Source organism: Micromonospora sp. NPDC005172 (assembly GCF_040608555.1).
GTDB lineage: Bacteria > Actinomycetota > Actinomycetes > Mycobacteriales > Micromonosporaceae > Micromonospora.
In genome coordinates, this window is the sequence record NZ_JBEXIL010000002.1 from 1 (window position 1) to 24,562 (window position 24,562).

Annotated in this window: 20 protein-coding genes; 11 read left to right on the forward strand and 9 right to left on the reverse strand. The window is 70.8% G+C overall.

Annotation, left to right across the window (positions count from 1 at the left end):
- Positions 1-76: 76 nt before the first annotated feature.
- Together ABZV06_RS01310 and ABZV06_RS01315 are read right to left on the reverse strand one after the other, a co-directional pair.
- Positions 77-706, reverse strand: coding sequence for a prepilin peptidase (locus ABZV06_RS01310; protein ID WP_355617667.1), 630 nt, complete (start codon positions 704-706; stop codon positions 77-79).
- 10 nt (positions 707-716) lie between these two features.
- Positions 717-1,721, reverse strand: coding sequence for an EamA family transporter (locus tag ABZV06_RS01315; protein WP_355247990.1), 1,005 nt, complete (start codon positions 1,719-1,721; stop codon positions 717-719).
- A gap of 468 nt (positions 1,722-2,189) precedes the next feature.
- Here ABZV06_RS01315 and ABZV06_RS01320 point away from each other — a divergent pair, with 468 nt between their 5' ends.
- From ABZV06_RS01320 to ABZV06_RS01330, 3 genes are all read left to right on the forward strand, one after another.
- Entirely contained in the window at positions 2,190-2,708 is a 519-nt protein-coding gene (locus tag ABZV06_RS01320) for a hypothetical protein (RefSeq protein ID WP_355248075.1), read from the forward strand.
- A gap of 371 nt (positions 2,709-3,079) precedes the next feature.
- On the forward strand, positions 3,080-3,490 hold the full coding sequence (locus ABZV06_RS01325) for a hypothetical protein (RefSeq protein WP_355617986.1): 411 nt from the start codon (positions 3,080-3,082) through the stop codon (positions 3,488-3,490).
- 134 nt (positions 3,491-3,624) lie between these two features.
- Positions 3,625-4,866, forward strand: coding sequence for an ATP-binding protein (locus tag ABZV06_RS01330; protein WP_355247993.1), 1,242 nt, complete (start codon positions 3,625-3,627; stop codon positions 4,864-4,866).
- Positions 4,867-4,903: 37 nt separating this feature from the next.
- On the opposite strand, the gene ABZV06_RS01335 is transcribed toward ABZV06_RS01330, so the two are convergent.
- Positions 4,904-5,452, reverse strand: coding sequence for an N-acetyltransferase (locus tag ABZV06_RS01335; protein ID WP_355248081.1), 549 nt, complete (start codon positions 5,450-5,452; stop codon positions 4,904-4,906).
- 134 nt (positions 5,453-5,586) lie between these two features.
- Between ABZV06_RS01335 and ABZV06_RS01340 the strand changes: the two genes are divergently transcribed.
- Together ABZV06_RS01340 and ABZV06_RS01345 are read left to right on the forward strand one after the other, a co-directional pair.
- Positions 5,587-6,132 (forward strand): DoxX family protein, encoded by a 546-nt coding sequence (locus ABZV06_RS01340; RefSeq protein WP_355247996.1) that lies wholly within the window; start codon positions 5,587-5,589, stop codon positions 6,130-6,132.
- A 215-nt stretch (positions 6,133-6,347) separates the two neighbouring features.
- The gene (locus ABZV06_RS01345; protein ID WP_355247999.1) at positions 6,348-7,793 is read left to right on the forward strand and encodes a glycosyltransferase 87 family protein; all 1,446 of its coding nucleotides are present in this window, start codon (positions 6,348-6,350) and stop codon (positions 7,791-7,793) included.
- Positions 7,794-7,797: 4 nt separating this feature from the next.
- Here ABZV06_RS01345 and ABZV06_RS01350 read toward each other — a convergent pair whose 3' ends face one another.
- The 5 genes from ABZV06_RS01350 to ABZV06_RS01370 all read right to left on the reverse strand — a co-directional run bounded on the left by ABZV06_RS01350 (position 7,798) and on the right by ABZV06_RS01370 (position 13,836).
- Positions 7,798-8,226 (reverse strand): molybdenum cofactor biosynthesis protein MoaE, encoded by a 429-nt coding sequence (locus ABZV06_RS01350; protein ID WP_355248002.1) that lies wholly within the window; start codon positions 8,224-8,226, stop codon positions 7,798-7,800.
- A complete protein-coding gene (locus tag ABZV06_RS01355; protein WP_355248005.1) occupies positions 8,223-9,479 on the reverse strand; it encodes a molybdopterin molybdotransferase MoeA in 1,257 nt (418 codons plus the stop codon). Before ABZV06_RS01355 ends, ABZV06_RS01350 begins: the two co-directional genes overlap by 4 nt.
- Positions 9,480-9,531: 52 nt before the next feature.
- A complete protein-coding gene (locus ABZV06_RS01360; protein ID WP_355248008.1) occupies positions 9,532-10,002 on the reverse strand; it encodes a MogA/MoaB family molybdenum cofactor biosynthesis protein in 471 nt (156 codons plus the stop codon).
- Entirely contained in the window at positions 9,999-10,490 is a 492-nt protein-coding gene (gene moaC, locus ABZV06_RS01365; RefSeq protein WP_355248010.1) for a cyclic pyranopterin monophosphate synthase MoaC, read from the reverse strand. Before moaC ends, ABZV06_RS01360 begins: the two co-directional genes overlap by 4 nt.
- 268 nt (positions 10,491-10,758) lie before the next feature.
- Positions 10,759-13,836 (reverse strand): BTAD domain-containing putative transcriptional regulator, encoded by a 3,078-nt coding sequence (locus ABZV06_RS01370; protein WP_355248013.1) that lies wholly within the window; start codon positions 13,834-13,836, stop codon positions 10,759-10,761.
- A 529-nt stretch (positions 13,837-14,365) separates the two neighbouring features.
- Between ABZV06_RS01370 and ABZV06_RS01375 the strand changes: the two genes are divergently transcribed.
- From ABZV06_RS01375 to ABZV06_RS01400, 6 genes are all read left to right on the forward strand, one after another.
- Positions 14,366-16,888, forward strand: coding sequence for a bifunctional diguanylate cyclase/phosphodiesterase (locus ABZV06_RS01375; protein ID WP_355248015.1), 2,523 nt, complete (start codon positions 14,366-14,368; stop codon positions 16,886-16,888).
- An 89-nt stretch (positions 16,889-16,977) separates the two neighbouring features.
- Positions 16,978-18,297 (forward strand): glycosyltransferase 87 family protein, encoded by a 1,320-nt coding sequence (locus ABZV06_RS01380; protein WP_355248084.1) that lies wholly within the window; start codon positions 16,978-16,980, stop codon positions 18,295-18,297.
- A 41-nt stretch (positions 18,298-18,338) separates the two neighbouring features.
- Positions 18,339-18,971 (forward strand): phosphoribosyltransferase family protein, encoded by a 633-nt coding sequence (locus tag ABZV06_RS01385; RefSeq protein WP_355248018.1) that lies wholly within the window; start codon positions 18,339-18,341, stop codon positions 18,969-18,971.
- Positions 18,972-18,993: 22 nt separating this feature from the next.
- Positions 18,994-19,380 (forward strand): zf-TFIIB domain-containing protein, encoded by a 387-nt coding sequence (locus ABZV06_RS01390; protein WP_355248021.1) that lies wholly within the window; start codon positions 18,994-18,996, stop codon positions 19,378-19,380.
- Between the two features lie 102 nt (positions 19,381-19,482).
- The gene (locus ABZV06_RS01395) at positions 19,483-20,160 is read left to right on the forward strand and encodes a maleylpyruvate isomerase N-terminal domain-containing protein (RefSeq protein ID WP_355248024.1); all 678 of its coding nucleotides are present in this window, start codon (positions 19,483-19,485) and stop codon (positions 20,158-20,160) included.
- A gap of 4 nt (positions 20,161-20,164) precedes the next feature.
- A complete protein-coding gene (locus ABZV06_RS01400) occupies positions 20,165-20,374 on the forward strand; it encodes a helix-hairpin-helix domain-containing protein (RefSeq protein WP_355248027.1) in 210 nt (69 codons plus the stop codon).
- A 48-nt stretch (positions 20,375-20,422) separates the two neighbouring features.
- Here ABZV06_RS01400 and ABZV06_RS01405 read toward each other — a convergent pair whose 3' ends face one another.
- Entirely contained in the window at positions 20,423-24,436 is a 4,014-nt protein-coding gene (locus tag ABZV06_RS01405; protein ID WP_355248030.1) for a replicative DNA helicase, read from the reverse strand.
- Positions 24,437-24,562 lie beyond the last annotated feature (126 nt).

Below are 24,562 nucleotides of genomic sequence, written 5' to 3' on the forward strand. Positions count from 1 at the left end.
ATGAAGTTGTTGCCTCGACACGCCGATACGGCTGGCAACAACTTCATGATCGACGCGCCTCGGGCACCCGGCGCGGTCAGGTCATGAGCGCGGCCAGCCAGGTGCCGGCCAGCAGGGCCGGGCCTAGCGGGAGCAGGGTGTTGGGGCGGACCCGTCGCGTGGCGAGCAGGCCGACGACCAGGGCCCCGTGCAGCAGGTGTGCCAGGAGAAGCCCGGTGAGCAGGGCGTCGCGGCCCAGCCAGCCGAGCGGCAGCCCGAGGACGGTGGCAAGCTTGACGTCCCCGAAGCCCAGTCGGGACCTCGGCAACAGGGCGAGCAGCACGTGCGCCGCGCCGGCGAGCACCGCGCCGACCAGCGCGCCGACCAGACGCCCGGGAGTGCCGGCCAGCAGCGCCACCCCGGTCAGCCCGCCGAGGGCCAGCGTGCCGGCGGCGGCGACCAGCGGGTCGGGCAGCCGCAGGCAGGCCAGGTCGACAACGGCCAGCACCAGACCCACCACCGCCACCGCGAGGAGGACCGGCAGCGCCGGGTCATCACGCAGCACGACAGCGAGCCCCACGAACACCACGGCCGCCAGCGGCGGGCAGAGCCAGACCGACCCACCCCGCCGCACCGGCGGGGTGACGAAATGCCGAGCCAGCGGGGGTACGACGAGACCGACCAACCCGCCGAGCAACGCCACCCCGAGCAGCGCGGCGGCCGACATGGGCCGGACGTTACCGCCGGGCTTCCGTCCGCGCCGCCCCCGATCGTGGTCCCGCTGCCTTGCGGCGTGGGCGTTCGGTGCTCACCACCAGCGCGACGCCGGCGACGATGACCGCACCGCCGAGCAGCACCTGCGGCGTGATCGGCTCGGCCACGAGCAGCGCGCCGAGCGCCACCGCGACCGCCGGGTTCACGTACGCGTACGTCGACACCAGCGAGATCGGCGCGTTCTGCAGCAACCAGACGTACGCGGTGAAGGCAACCAGCGATCCGGCCACCATGAGGTAACCCAACGCCAACCAGGACCGGGTGCTCACCGAGGTCGGGTGGAAGTCACGCAGTTCACCCCGGGCGGCGGCGACCACGGCCAGCGCCAGCGCGCCGGCCACCATCTCGTACACGGTCGCGACGAACGGGTCGGCGGGCATCTCGATCCGTCCCGACAGGAACGACCCCACCGACCAGGCGGCGGCTCCCACCACCACTGTCAACGCTCCGACCAGCGGCACCGCGTCCGCCGTACCGGCGGGCAGCACCAGCAGCACGAGTCCGACGAAGCCCACGGTGACCCCGGCGAACGTCCAGAGCGGCGGCCGGTCGCCGGTGGCCGACCGCAGCAGCACCACGAGCAGCGGCACGGTCGCCACCAGCAGGGCGGCGACGCCGGACGGCAGCGCCTCCCCGGGCGGCCCGGACTCGGCGAGCACCACCAGGCCGTTGCCACCGGCGAGCAGGAGCACACCCACCAGGGCGGCGGAGCCGAGCTGCCGACGCCGCACGCGGAGAGCACCCGGCCCGCGGCGCAGGCGCAGCACCACCGCCAGCACCAGGCCCGCCACGGCGAAGCGCAGGGCGGCGGACAGCAGCGACGGCAGCGTCTCCACCGTAATCCGGATGGCCAGATAGGTGGAGCCCCACAGCACGTAGACCACGATCAGCGCGGTCCACACCAGGGTTGGCGCGGCGACGGCGCGGCGGCCGGATGCGGCGGCGGCGCTCGGTGGAGATGAGCTCATCGGTGGACCACGCTACGGTGACCTCGGAGTCGGCGTCGCGCATTGGTGGCCGGCCTCTCACCACTTGTGCAGGAGGGCGGCATGACGAATTACGGACCACCGGGTGAGGGCTACGCAGGCCCGTGGCGTGGGCAGCGACCCGACGAGACGCCCAACCGGCCGCCTCAGCAGCCCTACCCGCCGGCCGCAGAGCCCTATCCGCCGACGGTTCAGCCCTACCCGGCCGCGTCGCAGAGGCCGGGCCCTCACGGCGACAGCCAGTACGGCGGCGCACCGGCGACGCCCTACGGCGGCGGGCAGTACGGCGGCGGGCAGTACGGGGGTGGACAGTACGGCGGCGGGCAGTACGGCGGCGGGCAGTACGGCGGCGGCCAGTACGGGGGTGGGACGGGCACGCCGTACGGCGCGGAGCCCTCCGGGCCCTACGGTGGCGGGTACCCCCCCGCCGACAGGGAGCCGAACTACGGCGTGGGGACCTACCGGCCCGACGGTGACTCGTACGGCGACGACCCTTCGCCCACACCGCCACCGAGGCGCGGGCGGGGGCCGATGATCGCGGTGCTGGCCGTCGTGCTGCTGGTGCTGGCCGGCGGCGGCGCGTACTGGTTCCTCCGGGGTTCGGACGACCCGGGGCCGACGACAGCCGCGCCGACCGGCTCGGCCGCTGCGGCGGAGCCCACCGGCGGTGTGACCGATCCGGCCGAGCCGGTGCCGAGCGCCGCGGCGCCCGAGTCGTCGGCCGACCCGCGCTTCGTGAAGGTCGGGCAGTGTGTGCGCAACGACGGCGTGTCGGGCGGCAAGCCCAAGCTGCTGATCAGCGGCTGCGCCCCGAAGTCGTACGAGGTGCTGCGCCGGGTCGACGGCGCGACAAGCGGTGAACGCGACGCCGAGGCCAAGTGCGCCAAGGTCGAGGGCTACACGAACTGGTACTTCTTCGACAGCGAGCTGGACACCCTCGACTTCGTGCTCTGCCTCAAGCAGCGCTGACCACCCACCCTGGGGATGACATGACGACCTACGGACCAGCGGGTTCCGGGCAGCCGGACGACCCGTACCAGCGTCCGCCGACCGGCCCCGGCGGCCCGCCACCGGTCGATCCGACGCTTCCGCAGTGGGGGCCGCCGCCACAGCCCGCGCAGTGGGGACCACCACCCGAGCAACCGCCGCAGTGGAACGCTCCGCAGCAGCAACCGCCGCAGTGGGGGCCGACGCCGGAGCAACCGCCGCAGTGGGATGCCCCGCCGGGGCCGTTCCCGCCCGCCCCGGGCCAGCCGGCGGCACCGTGGGGTCCGCCGGCACCCGGTGGATACCCGATGCCGCCCCCCGCCCCCGCCAACAGGAACGGCCGGAAGGTCGCCCTGATCGTCGGGCTGGTCGTGCTGCTCCTGCTCTGCCCCTGTCTCGGCCTTGCCGGCTGGGCGGCCTGGCGGATCGCCGACTCCGACAGCGATGTCACGCCCCTGCCGTCGGCGAGCGCGCCGGTCGCCCCTCCCGGTCTGCCCAGTGATGCCCCGAGCCCGGTCGTGCCGTCGCCGGACGAGGAGGAGGAGTTCGCCGAGGGCGACTGCGTGGTCAACGACGGCAGCGAGGACGACGCGGAGTTGCGCAAGGTGCCCTGCGGCCCGAACACCTACCAGGTGCTCCTGCGGATTCCGGCGACCACCGACGGGGACCGGTGCCAGACGCTCGCGCCGCAGGCGACCGCCAACTACGTGCACGACAACTCGATCGACCTGTTCGACTACGTGCTCTGCCTGAAGAAGCGGTAGACGATTCCCAAAACTAGGGCTGTCTAGCATGGACGCTAGACAGCCCTAGTTTTCGGTCGACGGCCTCAACACGCCGGTAGCCTCATCTATCCATATCTAGCTTCGCAGCTAGAGGGCCCGATATTCTGCGATGCGTGGATCCGGTCCGCAACCCGTACGCCCCGGGCGCCGGCCAGCGCCCTCCCGAACTCGCCGGGCGAGGGCGCGAGCTGGACGTCTTCGACATCGTGCTGGAACGCATCGCCCGTGGGCGGCCAGAGCGCAGCCTGATGCTCACCGGGCTGCGCGGCGTCGGCAAGACCGTCCTGCTCAACACGCTGCGGTCACAGGCGATCAACCGCCTCTGGGGCAGCGGCAAGATCGAGGCCCGTCCGGACCAGTCACTGCGCCGCCCGGTCGCCGCCGCCCTGCACATGGCGGTCCGCGAACTCGCTCCACGCCACCGCGCCCCCGACCGGATCGACGCCTTCCTCGGGGTACTCAAGGCGTTCGCCCAGCGGTCCGTTCCGACCGGGCGCGCCGGGTCCGCGCCCAAGCTGCGCGACCGGTGGCAACCCGGCATCGACGTTCCCGCCGCGAGCGGACGCGCCGACTCCGGTGACATCGAGATCGACCTGGTCGAGCTGTTCAGCGACGCCGCCGCCGTGGCCAGTGACGTGGGCACCGGCATCGCCGTCTTCATCGACGAGATGCAGGACCTCGGGCCGGAGGACGTCTCAGCGCTCTGCGCCGCCTGCCACGAACTGTCCCAGATCGGTGCCCCACTGATCGTCGTCGGCGCGGGGCTGCCGCACCTGCCCGCCGTGCTCAGCGCCGCCAAGTCGTACTCGGAACGGCTCTTCCGCTACCAGCGCATCGACCGGCTCGACCGGCTCGCCGCCGACCAGGCGCTCTGTGCGCCGGCCGAGCGCGAGGAGGTGGAGTACGAGCAGAAGGCGCTCGACCTGCTCTACGAGAAGTCGGGCGGCTATCCGTACTTCGTCCAGGCGTACGGCAAGGCGACCTGGGATCACGCGCCGCGGTCGCCGATCATCGCGGCGGACGTCCGGGTCGCCGCGCCCGAGGCCGAGGCCGAACTCGCGGTCGGTTTCTTCGGCTCCCGGTTCGAGCGGGCCACCCCGGCCGAACGCGAGTACATGCGGGCGATGGCCACGCTGTCCCTGGTGGAGAGCGAAGCCGGCGGCGTGGTCCGCGACGACATGGACGCCGCCGTACCCACCGCCGAGATCGCCCGCGCCCTCGGCCGTAAGCCGGCCAGCCTCTCCCCGGCTCGCGACGCGCTGATCAAGAAGGGGCTCATCTACTCGGGCGAACGGGGCACGGTGGCCTTCACCGTCCCGCACTTCGGCCGCTACCTGCGCACCCAGCCCGCCTGACCGGCGCGGTCAGGCCGGCGCGGTCAGGCCGGCGCGGTCAGACTCTCGACCAGGGCGCGGGGAAGACGACCTCGCCGCGCGGCGGAGCACCCTCCTCGCTGGTGGACGGCGGCAGCACCAGCGCCTGCCACGGCTCACCGAGACCGGCCCACGGGCTGCTGAGACCCAACTCGGCGGCCGGCCCGAAGCCGAAGCGACGGTAGAACGCCGGGGCACCGAGCACCACGACCAGCCGCTCGCCCAGCTCGGTGGCGGCGTCCAGGGCGGCCTGCACCACCGCGCTGCCGTGCCCGACCCGCTGGCGGTGCGGCGCGACCGCCACCGGCCCGAGCGCGAGGCCCGGCGCGACGGCACCCCGATCGGGCCGAACCCCCACTCGGGTGAGCAGCGCGTAACCGACGACCTCGCCGCCGTACTCGGCGACCATGGCGAGCTCGGGAAGCCAGGCGTCGGTGCTCCGGAGGTCCTCGACCAGCCCGACCTCCGGCGGCGTCTGCACGTCCGGGCGGGCGAACGCCGAGGCCAGCACCCGACGCACCGGGCCGGTGTCGGCCGGGTCTTCGGGACGGAGCCGCAGCGTCGTCACCCGCGCGACGATACCCGTCACACCCCGTCCATCAGCGATGGTCGCTCGAATCGGCGTGGCGCACGAGCATGCCGACCGATCCCGATCCGGCGGTTGCCCGGGTAGCAAACGCCGCGACGGGGTATGACTGTTCCATGACGCCCGTACGCTCCCTCGCCCGCGCCATGTTGAGCGGCATCTTCGTGGTCCAGGGGTACCGCAACCTCCGCGACCCGCACCGACTGGCGCAGGCCGCCAAGCCGGTGACCGACAAGGTCGCGCCGCTGTTGCAGAAGGCGCACCCGAGCTTCCCCACCGAGACGGAATCGTTGATCCGGCTGAACGCTGCGGTGCAGGTCGGGGCGGGGCTGATGCTGGCCACCGGTCGGTTCAGCCGTCCCGCCGCGCTGGTCCTCGCCGGCACCCTCGTGCCGGTGACCATCGCCGGGCATCCGTTCTGGAAAAACGACGACCCGATCGCCAAGAACAACAACCAGATCCACACCCTGAAGAACCTGGGGCTGTTCGGCGGTCTCCTGCTCGCCGCCGCCGACACCGGTGGCAAGCCCGGCATCCGCTGGCGTACGGGTCACCGCATCGGCCACTCTCGACGTTCCATGCAACGCGCGGTGCGCACCGCCCGCCGCGAGGCGCGGATCGCCGTCCGGTCGGCCGCCACCGCGCGTCGACTACCAGGCTGACCTGCCTCGATGCCTCTCAGTGTCACCCCCACCCCCCGCTAAGGCCGCGAATTACCTGAACCACCCGGTAGGCGTTAACGCGGTGGAAATGTCAAAAACATGTGTGGGATCGGACACGGTCGCATAACGCGGGAGGCACTGACGTGAGGCGCCGTTCTAGGCTCCGTGCAGGACCTGGACGGGTAGGACGACCTTGGTACGGGGGTGGCCACGCCATGCCGACGGCTGTCGGTAGACGGGCGGACCTCCTCGCCCCAGTTCAGCGCATGACGCGCGGGATCGATCGCAGGAACGTCGTGCGGGTCGTCATCGTGGCTGCCGTCGCCTACGCCGCCTGGCTCGCCATCGGCGAGTTCGGGCGACCGTACAACTTCTTCGACATGAAGATCTACCACGGCGCGGTGGCGTGGTGGGCGAGCGGTCACGAGCTCTACGAGTTCATCGCGCCCGGCACCACACTCGGGTTCACCTACCCGCCGTTCGCCGGGCTGGTCATGTTGCCCATGGCACAGCTGCCGATCGGCGCGGCCGGGATGGTCAACGCCCTGGCCAGCATCGCCGCGCTGGCGCTGGTGCTGGCCGGACTGCTGCGTCCCATCGTGGACCGGTTGGGCTGGCCGCTGTGGTTCACCGTGGCCCTGGCGGTCCCGCTCGCCGTCGCCATCGAGCCCAGCCGCGAGACCCTCGGCTACGGCCAGGTCAACCTCCTGCTGTTCGCCCTGATCATGGCGGACCTCATCGGACTGCGGTGGCGCTCGCGCCGGGGTACCCACTACGCCGCCACCGACGGTCCGCTGCTGCGCTTCGTCTACGGTGGCGCCTGGGCGGGCGCCGGCATCGGCCTGGCCACCGCCGTCAAGCTCACCCCGGCGCTGTTCATCGCCTACCTGCTGATCACCCGTCAGTGGCGGGTGGCCGCCACTGCGATCGGCACCACGATCGGCGTCACGATCGGGACGTTCGCGGTCGTCGGCGACGAGTCACGGACGTACTTCGGTAGCGTGCTCTGGCAGACCGAGCGGGTCGGCGCGGCCGACATGACGCCCAACCAGTCGCTCGCCGGCCTGCTGGCCCGGCTGTACGACTCGATCGAGACTCCCGGCCTGCTCTGGCTCGCCTTCTCGGTGCTGATCCTGGCGGTGGGCCTGTCCCGAGCGGCCAGTTCGCGCGCCGACGGTGACGAGCTGACCGCGTTCACGCTTGTCGGTCTGACCGCCAACGTGATCAGCCCGATCTCCTGGACGCACCATCTGGTCTGGGTGATCCCGGCGATCATCGTGCTGGCCGACGCGGCCGTACGTCGACGCGAGGCGAGCAGGGGCCTCACGCAGCGCACCGGCCAGGGTCTGGCGTTCGGTGGCCTGAGCGGCCTCAACGCTCTGCGCCCGCCGATCTGGTATCCCACACTGACGGGGTTCCGGCACGGCGTCGCCGCTGTCGGGCTCTATCTGCTGTTCCTGGTCTCCCCCATCTGGCCGTACGAGCACCAGTTGCCGGAGGTGTCCCACTACCAGGACGGCCTGTTCGGGGCGCTGATGGAGAACTCGCTGGCCCTCGCCCTGATCGTGCTGGTGGCGGCACTGCCCTGGCGACCCGGCGCCGAGCCGGCCTTCTACGGCGAACGACTCGCCCGGGCAGTGGCGGTGAACGGGCGCCGCTGAACGGTCAGGGACAGTTGACCCACTCTTCGGTGCCGTCGGCGAAGACCTGCCGCTTCCAGATCGGCAACCGGGCCTTGGCCTCGTCGACGAGGCGGGCGCACGCAGCGAACGCCGCAGCGCGGTGTGCCGTGCTCACCGCGGCGACCAGCGCCACGTCACCGATGGCCAACGATCCGACCCGGTGCGAGACCGCCACCGCGTACACGTCGGGGTCGGCGGCGACCTCGGCGGCGACCTCACGCAGAATCTGCGCGGCGCTCGGGTGCCCCTCGTAGTCCAGGGTCACCACCGCACGCCCGTGGTCGTGGTCGCGCACGACGCCCTGGAAGGAGACGACCGCGCCGGCCCGGTGGTCGGCGACCGCCGCCTCGTGCGCGGCGAGGTCGAGGGGCCGGTCGGTGACCTCGACGACGGTGATCGGCGGCGCGGTCACGACGCGCGCTCCCCGGACAGCAACGGCAACGGCACGATCGGCACCCGGTCGCCCTGCGCACCGCTGGTGCCCGGCCGGATAACGGCGAACCCGTCGGCGCCCGCGAGACCGCGCAGCATCGCCGAACCGACGTGCCGCACCGGATGCGCCGTGCCGGCGGCCCGGTCCACACGAACCAGCGCCAGGTGGGTGTGGTCGCCGCGCCCGGGCACCGCCTCGGCCAACGTGGCCTGCGGCAACACCGGCATCGAGCGTCCCTGTAGCCCGGCGAGCAGCGGCGCGACAAGTGACACCAGCGCGACGATGGCGGACTGCGGGTTGCCGGGCAGGCCGGCGACGAAGCGGACCCGCCCGTCTGGATCGGCCAGCCGGGCCAGCAACATCGGGAAGCCCGGCCGGACCGCCACCGTGTTGACCACGTAGTCGGCGCCCAACGCCTCCAGGGTCGGGTGCAGGTGGTCGACCGGACCGTGCATCGTGCCGCCGGTGGTGCAGACCAGGTCGGCGTTGGCCAGCGCCGCGCGCAACGCCGCCACGTGCGCGGGCAGCGTGTCGGCCACCGGACCGACCACGTCCGAGGGGCGGACCTGGCAGCCGTACCGCCGGAGCCACGCCGGCACCGCCGGGCCCAGCGCGTCGCGTACACGGCCCGCCGCGGGCGGACCCGCCGTCAGCAGCTCGTCGCCGAAGACCAGCAGCGCGGCGCGCGGCGCCCGCCGGACCCGCAGCGTGTCGTGCCCGCAGGACGCGGCCAGGCCGATCACCGCCGGGTCGACCGGCGTACCGACGGGCAGCAGCTCCTCGTCGGCGTACGCCTCCTCGCCCGGCTGCCGCCACTCCGGCGTCTGCCGGGGCGTGCCGCTGACCAGGCCGCCGGTGACGGTGGACTCCTCGACGCGCAGCACAGCGCTGGCGCCCTCCGGGACCATGGCTCCGGTCGCGATCTCGACGGTCGTGCCGTCCTCGGTGAGTGGCCCGGGAGTGTTGCCGGCCAGCACCCGGCCGACGATCCGCCACGGCCCGTCGCCTCGGACGGCCCAGCCGTCCACGCTGGAGGTGGGGAACGCGGGCAGGTCGGTGCGGGTTGTCAACGGCTCGGCCAGGGTCAGACCGTCGGTGTCGACGAGCGGACGGGCGACGGCGGGCAGGGCGGCGGCCAGGCCGACCGCGTACACCCTGGACCGCGCCTCCTCCCACCCTGCCGGCGGGGGCGCGGCGACCCGGTCCGCCGTTGGTGTGGTTTCCGTTCTCACCGACCGAGCCTATCGGGACGGGCCGACAGCCGGCGCGGTCTGGACCGCTGAGTTAGTGGTCGCCGCCGCGGAGTTGGTCGATGGTGTGGCCGAGGATCGGCCCGAGCACGGCCAGTCCGTCGCGGGCACCACCTGACGAGCCGGGCAGGTTGACCACCAGCATTCGGCCGGCCACCCCGGCCAGCCCACGGGACAACACCGAGGTGGGCACCCGTTCCCGACTGTGTGCTCGGATCGCCTCGGCGATGCCCGGAATCTCGTAGTCGAGGAGAGCCCGGGTCACGTCCGGCGTCCGATCGGACGGGGTGACCCCGGTGCCACCGCTGGTCAGCACCACGTCGACCCCGTCGGCGAGGGCGTCCCGCAGGGCGACACCGACGGGCTCGCCGTCGGGCACCACCACCGGCTCGTCGACCTGACAGCCAAGCTCACGCAGGCCGGCGACGAGCAGCGGCCCACTGGTGTCGGCGTACACGCCGGCCGCCGCCCGGTTGGACGCGACGATCACCCGGGCCCGGATCACGGCCGATCCTCCGGCCGGACCCACTCGCCGGTCTTGCCGCCCTCCTTGCGCAGCACCCGGACCGCCTCCACCGAGGCTGCCGGGTCGACCGCCTTGACCATGTCGATGAGCGCGAGACCGGCGACCGCGACGGCGGTCAGCGCCTCCATCTCGACCCCCGTCCGGTCCGCCGTGCGGGCGGTGGCGGTGATCTCCACGGTGTCGGTCGTCAGACGCAGGTCGACGGTGACGCCGTGCAGGGCGATCGGGTGGCAGAGCGGGATCAGCTCCGGAGTGCGTTTGGCACCCATGATGCCGGCGAGCCGACCCACCGCCAGCGCGTCACCCTTGGGCAGCCCGTCCCGGTGCAGCAGGTCGATGACCTCGGGTGTGGTGCGCAGACGGCCGGCCGCGACCGCCAACCGCCCGGTCACCGCCTTGGCGGAGACATCGACCATCCGGGCCGCGCCGGCGAGGTCGACGTGGCTGAGCTGCGCGGGTTCGGTCACGGCCGTGAGCCTATCGGTGCGGTACGACGTGCGGGCGCTCGGAAGGGGCGACGGCACCGCGTTCCGCCGGGTGCGACGGCGAGTCCACCGGACCATCACCCCTTCCTGGCCGGACGACCCGCCACCGAAGTCTCTGGGGGGAGACCTGGCGGCGAGCGTGTCTCGACGACCCGGTTCTGCCCAGGGGCAGAACCTCCCCCGTTCGTCGATACGCGACAGAAGCTACCGAGCCCGGCGATAAGAAATCGATAAGCCACGTCTGAGCAGGTCAACGGCCTGTCTGGTGGTCGAGCTCGGCGAGACGACGCTCCACGTCGTGGCGTTCCGGCACACCCATCCGGACGAAGATCGCCAGCGCCCGCTCCCAGTGCCGCCGGGCCTCGGCCGGGTCGACGCTGGCGAAGTGCTCGCCCAGTCCGGCCAGTGCCCGCCCCTGCTCGTGCGGGTGCGCGATCCGGGTCGCCAGTCGCAGGGCCGCTCCGTGCATCTCGGCAGCCGCCTGGTCCAGCCCGCGTGCCCGTAGGGTGCGGCCCAGTTCGTTCAACGCCGCGGCTTCGACGTGCCGTTCACCCGAACCGACCGCCAGGCTGCGGGCCATCTCGTGCTCCTGTTGTGCCTGCGCCAAACGACCCAGACCGCGATAGGCGATGCCGAGGTCCAGGCGTACCTCCGCCTCCCCGTAGCGGTGACCGGTGCGATCGCGAAGCGCCAGCGAGGCCTTGAGGATCCTGATCGCCTGGGGGAGGTCTCCCCTGCGCGCGCGTACGCCCCCGATGTGGCTGAGGGCGTTGAGCACGTGGAACTCGTTCGAATTCGTCCGGGCCCACGCCAGATGACGCCGGTGCAACCACAACGCCTCGTCGTAACGACCCAGTGACGTCAGGGCCAGACCGACGTTCGGTAGCGCCATCGGCACTCCGACACTGCCGTAGCCCTTGTAGTCACGCAGACGTTCCATACCGAGTTCCACCGCTTCGGCGAGGTGGCCGCTCCAGTAGTAGACGGGAGCGAGATTGGCCTGGTAGCGCGCGGTGTTCAAGGTGTTCTGCGATTCCTTGGAGAGTTCGACCGCGCGGGTCAGGTGGTCGAGAGCCCTCCGGTTGTCACCGGTCTTGACGTATGCGGAAGCCAGGTAGTTGTGCATCAGCGCGGTCGGATCGATGTCGCCCGTCGCCTCGGCTGCGGCGAGCCCGTGCCGGTGGGTCGTGACGATGTCCTCGAAGTACCCCCGGATGTAGCAGAATCGCCACAGCGCGCGAGCCAGCCGCCAGGTGTGTTGGTGAAAGCCCGACTCGTGGGCTGAGACCACCATCGTCACCAGGTCCGCCCGCTCGGCTTCCAACCACTCGGCGCTCGGCTCCCCGAGAGCGTCGAGCAACTCGGGTCGGTCGAAGGGAAGATGACTCACCTGAGTTCGGATGCCGAGGGGCTCGATGGTCTCCGCGATCCGCAGTGCCGCTTCCAACGTGAGATCGAACAGTTGGGCCAGGGCCGACCGGCGTTCCTGCGGGGAATCGATGTGGGTGCACAGCTCGACGGAGTACTGACGCATGAGGTCGTGGAGGCCGTACTGCCGCGAGTTCAGGTTCTCCACCAGGTGCCGGTCGGTGAGGTCGTCGAGAGCCGCGTGCGCTTCCGCGACGGTGAGTCCGGTCAGTGCCGCGACCGAGATCGGGCCGAACCGACTGCCGGGATACAGGCCCAGGAACCGGAAGGCCCGCTTCGTCGACTCGGACAGCGGCTCGTAGGAGGCGGTGAACGCGCCGGTGATCGTGCTGTTCTCCCCACCCAGTTGCAGGAGAGCCGACGTACCGCCGGCCATCTGTGCCGCAAGATCCGCCAACCGCCACCCGCGCCGGTGTGCCAGCCGGGCGCCCGCGAGCCGAATCGCCAGCGGAAGGTGGCCGCACCGCCGGACCACCTCGACAGCCGCCTCCGGCTCGGCGTCCACCCGCTCCCGCCCGACGCTCAGGGTCAGCAGGTCGACGCCCTCCCGGGACGACATGACGGGCAGGGACTGGGACGCCCCGAGATCCGGGTGGGTGAGTCGGCGTCGCGATGTCACCAGTACGACGGCGGTCGGCTCGATCGGCAGGAGGGGAAGGATCTGGTCGCTACCGGCGGCGTTGTCCAGGATGATCACCGACCGTCGGTGGGCCAGCTCGCGTCGCCAGCGTTCCGTCCTGGCGTCCACGTCGATCGGTATCTGCTCGGCCGGAACCCCGAGCTGACGAAGCAGGACGACCAGGGCCGACGCCGGGGCCATCACATCCTTCTCACCGTGCCCGCGCAGGTCGACGTACAGCCGGGCGTCCGGGTACCGTTCACCGAGTCGACGGGCCAGGTGCACGGCGAGCGTCGTCTTGCCGCTGCCGGCCATGCCGTCGATGACGTGCACGGCCGGGACCCGACTCTCGACACGTCGTGTCTCCGCCAACAGCCGCGCCACCATGCCTTGTCGGCCGACGAAGTCGGTAACCGAACGGGGCAGGTGGTCCACAGGCGTGACCGCGCGGGTCGATCTGGGTGTCGAGTCTCCCGTCGGCGACGGACCGGACGCAGCCCTCGTGTCGCGCCGGCTGTCGTCGAGAGGCACCCGGTTGGGCATCTCGGCGACGATCCTGCGGCGCAACTCCTCGAGATTGGCCCCTGGGCCCACGCCCAACTCGCTGATCAGGTGCTTGCGAATCTCGTCGTACGCGAGGAGCGCCTCCGCGCTGTCACCGCGCTCGTGCAGGGAACGCATGAGCAGGCGGTACGTCGGCTCTCGGAGCGGATGGCGCGCGGCCACCTCCCGCAGTGACGGAATCGCGAGGTCGTCCCGTCCCGAACGGAGGTGCACCTCGGCGAGTAGTTCCACCGCCAGAAGGCGCTCCTCTTCCGCGGCGACGGTTCGAGCCGTCAGGACGGGTCCGAGCGGAATGCCGGCGAGCATGGGACCCTGCCACCGCGCCAAGGCGCGGCCCAGCAGTTCCGACGCTCGCTCCAGGTCGCCAGCACCCAGCGCGTCCCGGCCCGCGTACAGCTCCTCCTGGAAGCGGAAGACATCGACCACCTCCGGCCGCAGGGTGAGCCGATAGCCGTTGCCCTGCCGCACGAGAGTGGCTTCGGCGAGCCCCGACGTCTCGAACTCTCGACGGAGATTGGCCGCATAGGTCCGCACATTCGCCACGGCGGATCGCGGAGGGTGATCGACCCACAGCTCGTCTATGAGATCGACCAACGTCACCAACCGGCCTGGTTGGACCGCGAGCATTGCGAAGATTACCCGTTGTTTCGGCGTACCCAGGTGCAACTTGTGCTCGGCAAGCAGCACCTCCACGTCACCGAGCAGGTTGATCTTCACCGTTCCCCCGAATTCACACCCATCGGTGTTTAGCTGATCACAGTGGGAAAGGCTATCGGTGTCCACAATTCACACCAACCCCTCGACCAGGTCACCCGAACCGACACCGACCAGGCAAGGAAGACCAGATTCTGCCCGACCGGATTGAGCCCGGACCCGAACTGACGGATGGGGCCGACCGAACACCGTCGCCACACTAGGGAGGATGCGGCATCGCCGATAGCCTCGCAGCAGCGCGCAAGCTGCGGATCGCCAGTGCAGTACGACCGCGCTCCGCGCAGGCGGCATGGACAGACCGTCACAAAGCTCGCTAGCTTGGCTAATGTTGCGCATACCGACATTTATTGCTACTAAAACTGTGTAACTGCGCTTAGGCTCCCCGTCACGAGAACGGTTCCGGAATACGGAAACGGCCGGACGAGTGGAGGGAGCATGCAATGCGCGGCAGCGAGTGGTACTGACATCCGGGTGGCACTGAGCGGTAAGCTCCCGTCGTCAACAGGTAACTGTCGGCGACGACGGGAGCTTCATGAGCCAGGGGTCACCGCAGAATCCCAGGACAGATCGACGGCTCCTGCTGCTCGTCGGTCTCATCGTCGTCATGGCAATCGTCCCCACAGTCGTCGCCGGGGCGAACGTGTTGACCCGTCCGCCGGTCTCCGTTGGCGACGGAGCGACGTTCGTGGCGCTGATCTTCATGACTGCGCTGGGCACGATCGTCATGGCCCCGATCCGCATCCGCTCCACCACACACGCCATCGCCTGGGTCGAAACGGCGATCGTGATAGGACTCGCCGTCGCACCACCCTCCTGGGTGGTGCTGGCAACGGGGGTCGGCGTCGGTGTGGGGTCGGCCATCATGAAGCTGCCGACGATCAAGGCGGCCTTCGCAGTCAGCAAGAACATCCTGGTAGCCGGTGGGGCGGGCGTCGCCTCGCTGGCCGTCCACTGGCAATGGCCCTCGGCCGGCGTGGTCGAACTGGCCTCTCTCCTCGGTGTGATCTACCTGGTGGCGGCGCTGCTCGACGATCTGCTGGCGATCCCGGTGATCGCGCTGGCCACCGGCACACCTGTCGCCCGTCAGTTCCTGAACAACCTTGACCTGCGGCTTGCCGGCTTCGGCGTGCGCTTCATCGTGGCCTTCTGCACGCTTCTCATCCTCCGGGAAGATCCCCGACTGCTGCTCGCCGTCCCGCCACTGATGTTGAGCCTGCACCTCGCCTACTCGGCACGCATCCGTGGCCGCACCGAGCAGCAGGCATGGCAGCGACTCGCCCGCACCACCGACGCGCTCAACGTCGTGGACCTGGACAACGTGCTCACCACCGCCGTCACCCAGGCCGCCGAGTTGTTCTCCGCGGACGAGGTCGAGATCGAGCTGCGCGACGGTGGGCGCACCGTCCGCGGCGCCACCGGTGGCATCACCTTCGACGGGCCGACCGACACGGTCACCGAGGTGGACGGCACCATCGTGCCCACCCCGCTCGAGGGCCACGACCGCTCCGTCGACGTCGGCGTCCTGCGCCTGCGCTTCCGTGGGCCGGTCGAGCTGTCCGAGCGGGAGCAGTACACGCTGCGTACCTTCGCCTCGGCTCTCTGCACGGCGGTCCGCAACGCACAGGCGTACGCGGAGCTGGCCCGGGTGGCCAACGATCACGCGTACGCCGCCGCGCACGACGCGCTCACCGACCTCGCGAACCGCCGGCACCTGCTCGACCAGGGCACCGCGCAGCTCAGCGCCCGGCACGCCGACGGGGTGACGGCCCTGGTGCTGATCGACCTCAACCACTTCAAGGAGGTCAACGACACCCTCGGCCACGCTGCCGGCGACCAGGTGCTGGTCCAGGTCGCCGACCGGCTACGTGACGCCGCCCAGTCGAGCGATCTGGTGGCCCGTCTCGGCGGCGACGAGTTCGCCGTACTCCTGCGCGGGCTGCCCGCCCCGGCGGTGGCCGCGCACCGGGCCGAGACGCTGCTCGCCGCCCTGCACGAGCCGTTCGAGCTGGACGGGATGCGGATCAGCGTCGAGGCCAGCGGCGGGATCTCCGTGGCCCCCGCCAGCGGCGGGATGGCCGAGCTGCTGCGCCGCGCGGACGTGGCGATGTACCAGGCGAAGCGAGCCGGCCAGCGGATCTCCACGTACGCCCCGACGCGGGACACCGCCGACCTGAACCGTCTCACCCTCGGCGGTGATCTGCCCCGCGCGGTCGCCGATCACGAGTTCATCGTCAACTTCCAACCGATCGTCGACCTGGGCACCGGCGAGGTGACCAGCGCCGAGGCGTTGGCCCGCTGGCATCACCCCACCCACGGGCTGATCGATCCGCTGCGTTTCCTGGAGGCGGTGGAGCGCTCCGGAATGCTGCCGGCCTTCGCCGAGGCGATCCTCGACCAGGCACTGATCGCCGCGGCCGACTGGCGCGACGCCGGCTTCGACGTACCGGTCGCGGTCAACGTCTCGCCGCGCAGCCTGCTCGACGCGCGCTTCCCCGGCTCGGTCCTGGCCCGACTGCGCGCCCACGACCTCCCGCCGGAGCGGCTGGTGCTGGAGCTGACCGAGACGCTGACGCTCAGCCAGCTCGACGTGGTCGACCGGGTGCTCAGCCGGCTACGCGACGAGGGCGTCCGGCTGGCGCTCGACGACTTCGGCACCGGCTACTCCTCACTCTCGCTGCTCTCGCGGATACCCGTGCACGAGCTGAAGATCGACCGCAGCTTCGTGACGACGATGGAGAGTTCGGCCGAGGCGGCGGCCGTCATCCGTTCCACCCTCGACCTGGGCCGCAGCCTCAACCTGGCGGTGGTGGCCGAGGGCGTGGAGAGCGAACCGCAGCGGCGCGCCCTCTGGGAGTTGGGCTGCGCGGCCGGCCAGGGCCACCTGTTCGCCCGGCCGATGCCAGCCGGCACCCTGCTCGCCGCGTTGCAGCGCGGGTCGGGGGGTCAACCCGGATTCCTGGCACCGCCGCTGCACGACAGCGGCGCCGTGATCCGGCTCAACCAGACCCGCCGCCAGTCCGGCCGCTCCCGCCCCGACCGGCACCTCCCGGCCTGAGCGAGCACGCGCGCCAGCGCTCCCAGGCCCGAGGCCCGGCCATGCGGACAGCGAGGTCAACGACGAGGTCTGCCAGACTGGCGCCCGTGATCGCCGACGCCCCGACCGCCGTCCGCCAGCGCTGGCGGACGATCGACACCGCCGCCGGCGGACTCGCCCTCGACCTGGGCCTCTACTCCGTCTCGGCCCTCTTCGCGGCGATCACCGCGAGCACGTCGACACTTCTGCCGCACCGCGCCTGGGGTGCCGTCGCCGCCGCCGGCTACCTGGTCGCGACGCTCGCGGTGGTCGTCCAACTCGTCGTGCGCCAGCGCAGCCCCCGGCTGGTCGGCCTCGCCTCCCGCTGGGTGGTGACCGGTTTCGCCTGGGTGACCACCGCACTGTCACCCGTGCTCTGGCAGAGCGTCGAACGGGCCAACGGACGTACCGACCGGGCACAGGAGGAGGTACTGGTGGTCGAGCAGGCGGGCATCCGCCTGCTGGAACACGGCACGCCGTACCTCGGGCGGGACGCGATCGCCGCCCTGCCAACCGGTGAACAACTGCTCGGCTACACGCCCTACCAGCCGGGCATGGCCATGTTCGGCCTGCCCAGGGCACTCGCCGACACCTGGTGGACCGATGCCCGCGTGTGGTTCGCGGTGGGCACCGCGGTGGCGCTCGCCCTGGCGGTGGCCACCCTGCGCGCCGCGCCCGCCACCCTCGGCGGGGATCGCCGGCGTGACGCCGCCCTGCTGCGTGCAGTGCAGGCCGCCACCGTCCTGCCCATCTGCGCGCTCACCCTGGCGACCGGCGGCGACGACCTACCCGTACTCGCCCTCTGCCTGCTCGCCCTCGCGCTCGCCGCCGCCGGGCGGCCGGGCCGGGCCGGCCTCGCGGTCGGACTGGCCGGCGCGCTGAAGCTGTTCGCCTGGCCGATCGCCCTGGTCCTGATCGTCTGGGGTCTGACCCGGCAAGCCGGTATCCGGGTCGCAGCCGGCGCGATCGGGCTTCCCGTGGTCGCCCTCGTTCCGGCACTGCTTGTCGACCGCGACGCGCTGACCGAGAACGTGCTGCGCTTCCCGCTCGGCCACGGCCTGGTCACCAGCCCGGCGCAATCCCCGTTCCCCGGTTACCTGATCGCCACCGCGCTGCCCGGAGGCCGGCTGATCGCCGCCGCCCTCCTGGTCGCGGCCGGCGCGGCCATCGCCGTCCGGCTCGCGCGCCGCCCGCCCGGGACCGCCGCGACCAGCGCGCTGATCTGCGGGTACGGGCTACTCGCCGCCATCACCCTCATGCCCTCCACCCGGTTCGGCTATCTGCTGTACCCGCTGGCCCTGCTCGTGTGGGCACCCGCCCTGCACCGCCCGGAGGCCGCACCGACCTCTCCGACGTCCGAGCACCTGCCCGGTCGGACCACATCGGCGTAACCGGCGGGCGCAACCACGCCGCACGGCGTACACCTGAAGACATGACCACGTACCGAGACCGCGCCGATGCGGGACGGGTGCTCGCCGAGCGACTCACCGCCCTGGTCGGCGAGCCGGACGCCGTCGTCCTCGGCCTGGTCCGCGGCGGCGTACCGGTGGCCCGGGTCGTCGCCGAACGGCTCGGCGCCCCCCTCGACGTGCTTGTCGTCCGCAAGCTCGGCATGCCCTGGGCGCGCGAGGTCGCCTTCGGCGCGCTCGGCCCGGGCGGGGTGCAGGTGCTCAACGACGCCATCGCCAGCCGCCTCAGCAGCGACGACATCGCCGAGGTCAGCCACCGCGAACAGACCGAACTGGAGCGCCGCGAGCGGCTCTACCGGGGTGGCCGCCCGCCACTGGACCTCACCGGACGTGTCGCCGTGATCGTCGACGACGGTCTCGCCACCGGCGCGACCGCCCGTGCCGCCGTCGAGGTCGCCCGCCGGCTCGGCGCCCGCCGGGTCGTGGTGGCCGTGCCGGTCGGCGCCCAGGAGGCGTACGAACTGCTGGCCGCCGAGGCCGACCAGGTCGTCTGCGCCCAGCGCCCGCCTGACTTCGGCTCGGTCAGCGTCTACTACGACGATTTCCACGAGGTCTCCGACGACGAAGTCATCGAGGCGCTCACAGCAATCGCCTAGGTCGACCGGGTACCGTCGGGTGATGAGTGACCTCATCTGTCCCAAGTGTCGCGGCGAGATGCGTCAATACGAGCGCAGCGGCGTCGTCATCGACCAGTGCGGCGAGTGCCGGGGGATCTTCCTCGACCGCGGCGAACTCGAGAAGCTGTTCGAGGCAGAGGCCAACTGGAGTCGCCAGCAGGCCGGGCCGACCGCGCCGGCACAGCAGCAGGGTGGTTACCCGCCGCCTCCGCCCCCGCCCGTCCAGCACCAGCCCGGTTACGGCGCCGTCCCGCCGCCCCCGCCCCCACCGCCCGCGCACGGCTACCCGCCGGCGCCCGCCTACGGCCACCAGCAGCAGCACCACGGCTACCACGGCCACTACCGGCACAAGAAGCGCAAGAGCTTCCTCGACGAGATGTTCGGCTGAGTCCGGCCGAAGCTCCCGCCCGGGTCGGTACACGCGGTCGACCCGGGCAACGCCGGCCCCGAGCGATTGGCTGACGCGGCGGTCCGTGCGAGGCTGCATCGCATGACCGTCACCCGGCCGGACGAGGCCCTCGCCGAGGCGTACGACGGCATCACCGCGGTGGTCGACGGCCGCGACGACGCTGACCTGCAACGAGCCACCCGGTGCCGAGGCTGGCTCGTCGCCGATCTGCTCCTGCACGTGCTCGGCGACGCCCAGCGGGCACTGGTGGCCCTGGCCAGCCCGGTCGACGGTCCCGCCGACGTGGACGACGTCTCCTACTGGCGCGACTTCCCCGCCGGCGACGACCAGGCCACCGGACACGCCTGGTGGATCCGGCGGTCGGCGTCCGCCTTCGACCGGCCGAGCGGCATCGTCCGCCTCTGGCAGGAGACCGCACCGGCGGCGGTCCGCGCGGCCGCATGCGCAGACCCCGAGGGGTACGTGACCACGCAGGGGCACGTGCTACGCGTACCCGACTTCCTGGCCACCCTCACCACCGAGGCCGTGGTGCACCACCTGGACCTCATGCCGGAGCTGCCGACCTCGCCCCCACCCGGACCACTGGCGGTGCGCATCGCGGTGTCCACGATGGACGGCCTGTTGAGCGACGAGGCGGTCCGCCCCGCCGGGTGGGATGATCGGGATTTCCTGTTGAAGGCGACCGGCCGCATCGCCCTCACCGATCGGGACCGGCTGGAGTTGGGCGAGGCGGCAGGCTGGTTCCCCCTGTTGGGGTGACGTGATGAACGAGGAAGACGTGAAACCTTCAACCGACACGCTGCCGAAGATCGGTGCGCCGGCCACGCGCGCTCTGCACAATGCGGGCTACACGACTCTGCGCGAGCTGGCCGGGGTGCCCCGTACGAAACTGGCCGCACTACACGGCATGGGCCCCAAGGCGCTCGACATCATCCAGGCCGCTCTCGAGGAGCACGACCTCAGCCTGGGGTGACGCCTACCTCGATCGGTCGGCCCGGACGAATGTGTTCTCGGGCGCCGATCAGCCGATGGCCATGTCGACGAATCGCGACAGATGCAGCTGGGCCGCGACCGTCACCGTGTCGGTCGGACCATTTCGGTGCTTGGCAACGATGAAGTCCGCTTCCCCGGCCCGCGGTGACTCCTTGTCATAATAGTCGTCGCGGTGCAGCAGGATGACAACGTCCGCATCCTGCTCGATCGAGTTGTGGGTGGCGATGCCGTTCGCCACGAAGTTGTGTGTACCGAGAACTGTCGCATCGAACACCTCCTGCTCACCGATCGGCTCGATAGACACGATCGAGTCCCAGAAGATGTCGTTGGTCGCGTGCAGGTCGAGGTCGGCAGAGTCGAGCACCGCAGCAACCGCCGCGAGCCGAGAGCGGCTGGGCGCGTGCTTCCAGAGCGTGCTGCCGCAGAACTGGGTGCCGATGGCCTTCGCGAACTCACGGTGGGACATCCCCTGCTCGACCAGGATTTCCTTGACCTTGGACCAGACCTCGCGGGGGACCGTGTCGACGTTGGTATTGCTCTCCGTCGATTCCAGGGCGGCGAGCAGAGCAGCACAACCCTCCGACCGCTGGCCGTGGACTCCGACCTCACGCAGGAACCTCAACTGGTCGTCCCGGCCGGAGATGTCGAGCGTGTACTGGGGACGGTGGCCAACCACCGGCACGGCCCGGAGACGGGCGGTGATGCCGTACCTCAGAAGCAGCCTGGAGATGTCTTCCAACATTCGCCGACTCGTGGACGAGAAGTAGACCCGTCCGCCGCGGCCTGAACTGTTGACGGTGACCGAGCCGTCAGTGGCCCAGAGATGCCGCAGGAAGACGGTCACCTGCTCCTTGGGAAGTCCGAAGACCGAGGACGGGATGAACTTCTCGTGCGAGCGCAGACCGAAGAGGCCCAAGCCGTCCAGCCACTCCGCTATCGGGTTACGTCGGCCTCGGGCCAGCCGGAAGGGGGCAGGCAGCCGCAGGGTGGTCACCCTCGCGGCCGCATAGTCGTCGCGCAGGGCGGTGATGCCGAAATGTTTCGCTGCCTCTGCCACCGCGTGCAGGTTCAACTCGTCCCGGCTTGCATAGCGAATCGGCTGACGTCGCACGAAGGAGCCGTCGCCCAGCAGGTGCGCCAGCATGACGACCTCTGCCTCAGCCCACGGGCGAATCGTCATCGGGGGCGGCAGGTGTCGTGGCGTGGCGACGCGGTCCCCCGGTGCCAGTTCACCCAGCGGCACCCATCCCGTGAAGGCAAGGAAGGGGTGGTTCGCCGTTGCGTCGATCTGCTTGCCTGAGGCCAGCGTCAACCGGAACACCTCACGGGTGCCGCTCGGAAAGACGTGGGTCATGGTGCGGGGGGTATAGCGAAGACCCTCGTCGAGGGCCCAGACTGGAATGTCTTTCGTCCGGTTCGACAGCAGTTCGCCGAGCGTGATCTCCGCGTTGTTGTCTGCACGAACGACCCGGGTATCCGCAGTGAGACATCCCGATTCGCGCAAGTCAGACAGTTGCGGGCGCTTGTCGGTGCGCTGTTCGGGGCCACGGTTGAGCTGACTCACCGCGATGACCGGGCACTCGACCTCCTTGGCCAGCAGCTTGAGGCCGCGGGAAAGGTCGGCGACCTCCTGCTGCCGGCTCTCGGTGCGCTTGGGCGAGGTCATCAGCTGGAGGTAGTCGACCACGATCATCTTGAGGTCGTGTCGCTGCTTGAGCCGGCGCGCCTTGGCCCGGATCTCCATCAGGTTCATGCTCGGGGTGTCGTCGACGAACAGCGGCGCCTCGCTGATCTCGCCCATGCACCGGGCCAGCTTGGTCCAGTCGTCGTCGGAGAGCTGGCCGCTACGCAGCACGTGCAGCGGCACCCGCGCCTCGGCCGAGAGCAGTCGCATGACGATCTCGACCTTGCTCATTTCCAGCGAGAAGATCGCGGCCGCCTGGTTGGCGCGAATAGCAGCATTTCGGGCAAAGTCCATACTGGCGGTGCTGTTGTGGGTGGGAATCATCGCCCGGCTGGCCAGGTAGAGATGTTCCGGGTTGTCCACTGTGACGCAGCGGACCGGCACGCTGGGCACCTGGCGGACGTCGACGATGAAGCGGGATGTCGTGCGCACGTCCGAGGCGGTACGGCGGCGTTCGGCGTGCGCGTCCCGCTTCCGCTTGAGTCGGAAGACCGCATCGGGCGTGGAGAAGTTCAACGTGTAGGCGATCGACGACTCGGGGGTACGCCCGCGTACCGGCGTGGCGTTGACGGTGCAACGGTAGCCGAGGCTGACGATGAGTTCGCGAACATCATCAGCCAGCCGCTTCGAGGTCGACGTGTACTGCAAGTTCCCGGCTGGGGCGACGGTGCCGTCCGTATCCATCAGGCCCGCGAGGAGCGCCCGGCGCTGGACCTCGGAGGCGCGCAGGTAAGCGGCCGGGATGTGCTTTGTCTGCGCTACCCCGGTCTGACGCAGCAGTCCGAGGAAAGAGCCGTGGAGCATTTCAGCGTCAGCCGTGGTGAGCCGGCTGGCGTGACTGTGCCCGTCGCCGAGCCAGGCCCCGAGGGTGTAGGGCGGAATCGGTAGCTGCCGCTCCGGGAGGCAGAGCGGGGCGGTGTTCCGTACCGCATGGTTGAGCCGTCGCTCGGTAGTGTCGGTACGCAACGTGGCAACGATTTCAGCAGTGGTGACCACGGCGTCGTGCTCGACTTGAGTGCTAGCCGACGCCGTGCGGTCAGCCCGGCGGAGGAGAGCATCCAGCAGCGTCCCGGACGGGTAACCGGGCGCGGTCCAGTTGCGCGGCTTCCCATTACGAACAGTGGGACGGGCTAGCCGACCAATCGAACCGACCTCGGAAGCAACAGTCTGCAGGACGTGGCGGAACTCCGGCCCGATCTGCTCCACAGCTTCGAACAACGGGATGGGCTGGTTCCCCGCCCCGCTGTACCTCTCGTCCGCAGCGCGCACCCTGACCAGCGACTCCTCCGGCCAGTACCGCCTCTGCTGGCTCGGCTTCTGCCGTCGGCTGGCCCGGCTGGTCGTCTTCCAGAGATGCTCTGCGTCCGCCACGATCACGGTGCCGTCCGAGAACTCGACCTCATAGCAGGGACGCCCGTGCATGACGTCGAAGGCGTGCGTCACCGTGGTGGGGCGGCCGTCCGCCGCCAGCAGTTGATCACCCACCCCGACCTCACCCATCGTGGTCCAGCCAGTGGGAGTCGGCAACGGGGTGTCGAGCGCGAGCGCCTTGCCAAGACCGGGCCGGCCGGCCACAATGATCAACTGGCCGGCGTGCAGGCCGTTGAGCAGCCGGTCCAGGTCGCTGAAACCGGTTGGCACACCGGTCATGACGCCGCCCTGCGCGCCAACCGCCTCGATCTCGTCCAGCGTCGGCTGAAGCATGTCGGCCAGGATCGCGAAGTCCTCGCTGACCCGGCGTTCGGTGACGTCGTAGACGGCCTGCTGGGCAAGGTCCACGACGTCGTCGACGTCGCGGCTGCCGCCGCTGGCGGTGCCGTAACCCAGCTGCACGATCTTGGTGCCGGCCTCGACGAGCCGGCGCAGCACCGCGCGCTCGCTGACGATCCGGGCGTAGTACGCCGCGTTCGCGGCGGTGGGCACGCTGGCGATGAGAGTGTGCAGGTACGGCGCGCCACCGATGCGTACCAGATCCCCGGAGTCGGCGAGCGCCGCCGCGACGGTGATCGAGTCGGCCGGCTCACCCCGACCGTAGATGTCGAGGATGATGTCGAAGATGGTGGCGTGCACCGGTCGGTAGAAGTCGTTGGTCTTGAGGATCTCGACGACGTCGGCGATGGCGTCCTTGGAGAGCAACATGCCGCCGAGGACGCACTGCTCGGCGGCGACGTCCTGGGGTGGGGTCTTGTCGAACTGGCCGTCCCGCTGCCCGGGTGGCTGACCGTTGCCGGACCGTGCCTCCGCCCGCATGTCGTCGGTGACCGACACCGGTCCCCCCTCCACTGCGTCGGATCTGGTCCCAGCTCTACCGCCGAGGTACGACAGTTCTCTCGACCGAGCCGGTCGATCGGGGGCCATCGCGCCGGCGGTCGAGGGCCAACCATACGGACCCCGAGGTCAGCGACTCAACAGGCTCGGTGGATGAGCCTCGGGACAACCTGTGGAAACCGGTGGACGAGCATGTGCGCAGGGTGTGCACAGGCT

What these genes read in the sequence shown, in the direction of transcription:
- ABZV06_RS01310 (WP_355617667.1), bottom strand. Translation starts at nt 706, where the DNA reads ATGTCGGCCGCCGCGCTGCTCGGGGTGGCGTTGCTCGGCGGGTTGGTC.
- ABZV06_RS01315 (WP_355247990.1), bottom strand. Translation starts at nt 1,721, where the DNA reads ATGAGCTCATCTCCACCGAGCGCCGCCGCCGCATCCGGCCGCCGCGCC.
- ABZV06_RS01340 (WP_355247996.1), top strand. Translation starts at nt 5,587, where the DNA reads ATGACGCCCGTACGCTCCCTCGCCCGCGCCATGTTGAGCGGCATCTTC.
- ABZV06_RS01345 (WP_355247999.1), top strand. Translation starts at nt 6,348, where the DNA reads ATGCCGACGGCTGTCGGTAGACGGGCGGACCTCCTCGCCCCAGTTCAG.
- ABZV06_RS01375 (WP_355248015.1), top strand. Translation starts at nt 14,366, where the DNA reads ATGAGCCAGGGGTCACCGCAGAATCCCAGGACAGATCGACGGCTCCTG.
- ABZV06_RS01385 (WP_355248018.1), top strand. Translation starts at nt 18,339, where the DNA reads ATGACCACGTACCGAGACCGCGCCGATGCGGGACGGGTGCTCGCCGAG.
- ABZV06_RS01390 (WP_355248021.1), top strand. Translation starts at nt 18,994, where the DNA reads ATGAGTGACCTCATCTGTCCCAAGTGTCGCGGCGAGATGCGTCAATAC.
- ABZV06_RS01395 (WP_355248024.1), top strand. Translation starts at nt 19,483, where the DNA reads ATGACCGTCACCCGGCCGGACGAGGCCCTCGCCGAGGCGTACGACGGC.
- ABZV06_RS01400 (WP_355248027.1), top strand. Translation starts at nt 20,165, where the DNA reads ATGAACGAGGAAGACGTGAAACCTTCAACCGACACGCTGCCGAAGATC.
- ABZV06_RS01405 (WP_355248030.1), bottom strand. Translation starts at nt 24,436, where the DNA reads ATGGCCCCCGATCGACCGGCTCGGTCGAGAGAACTGTCGTACCTCGGC.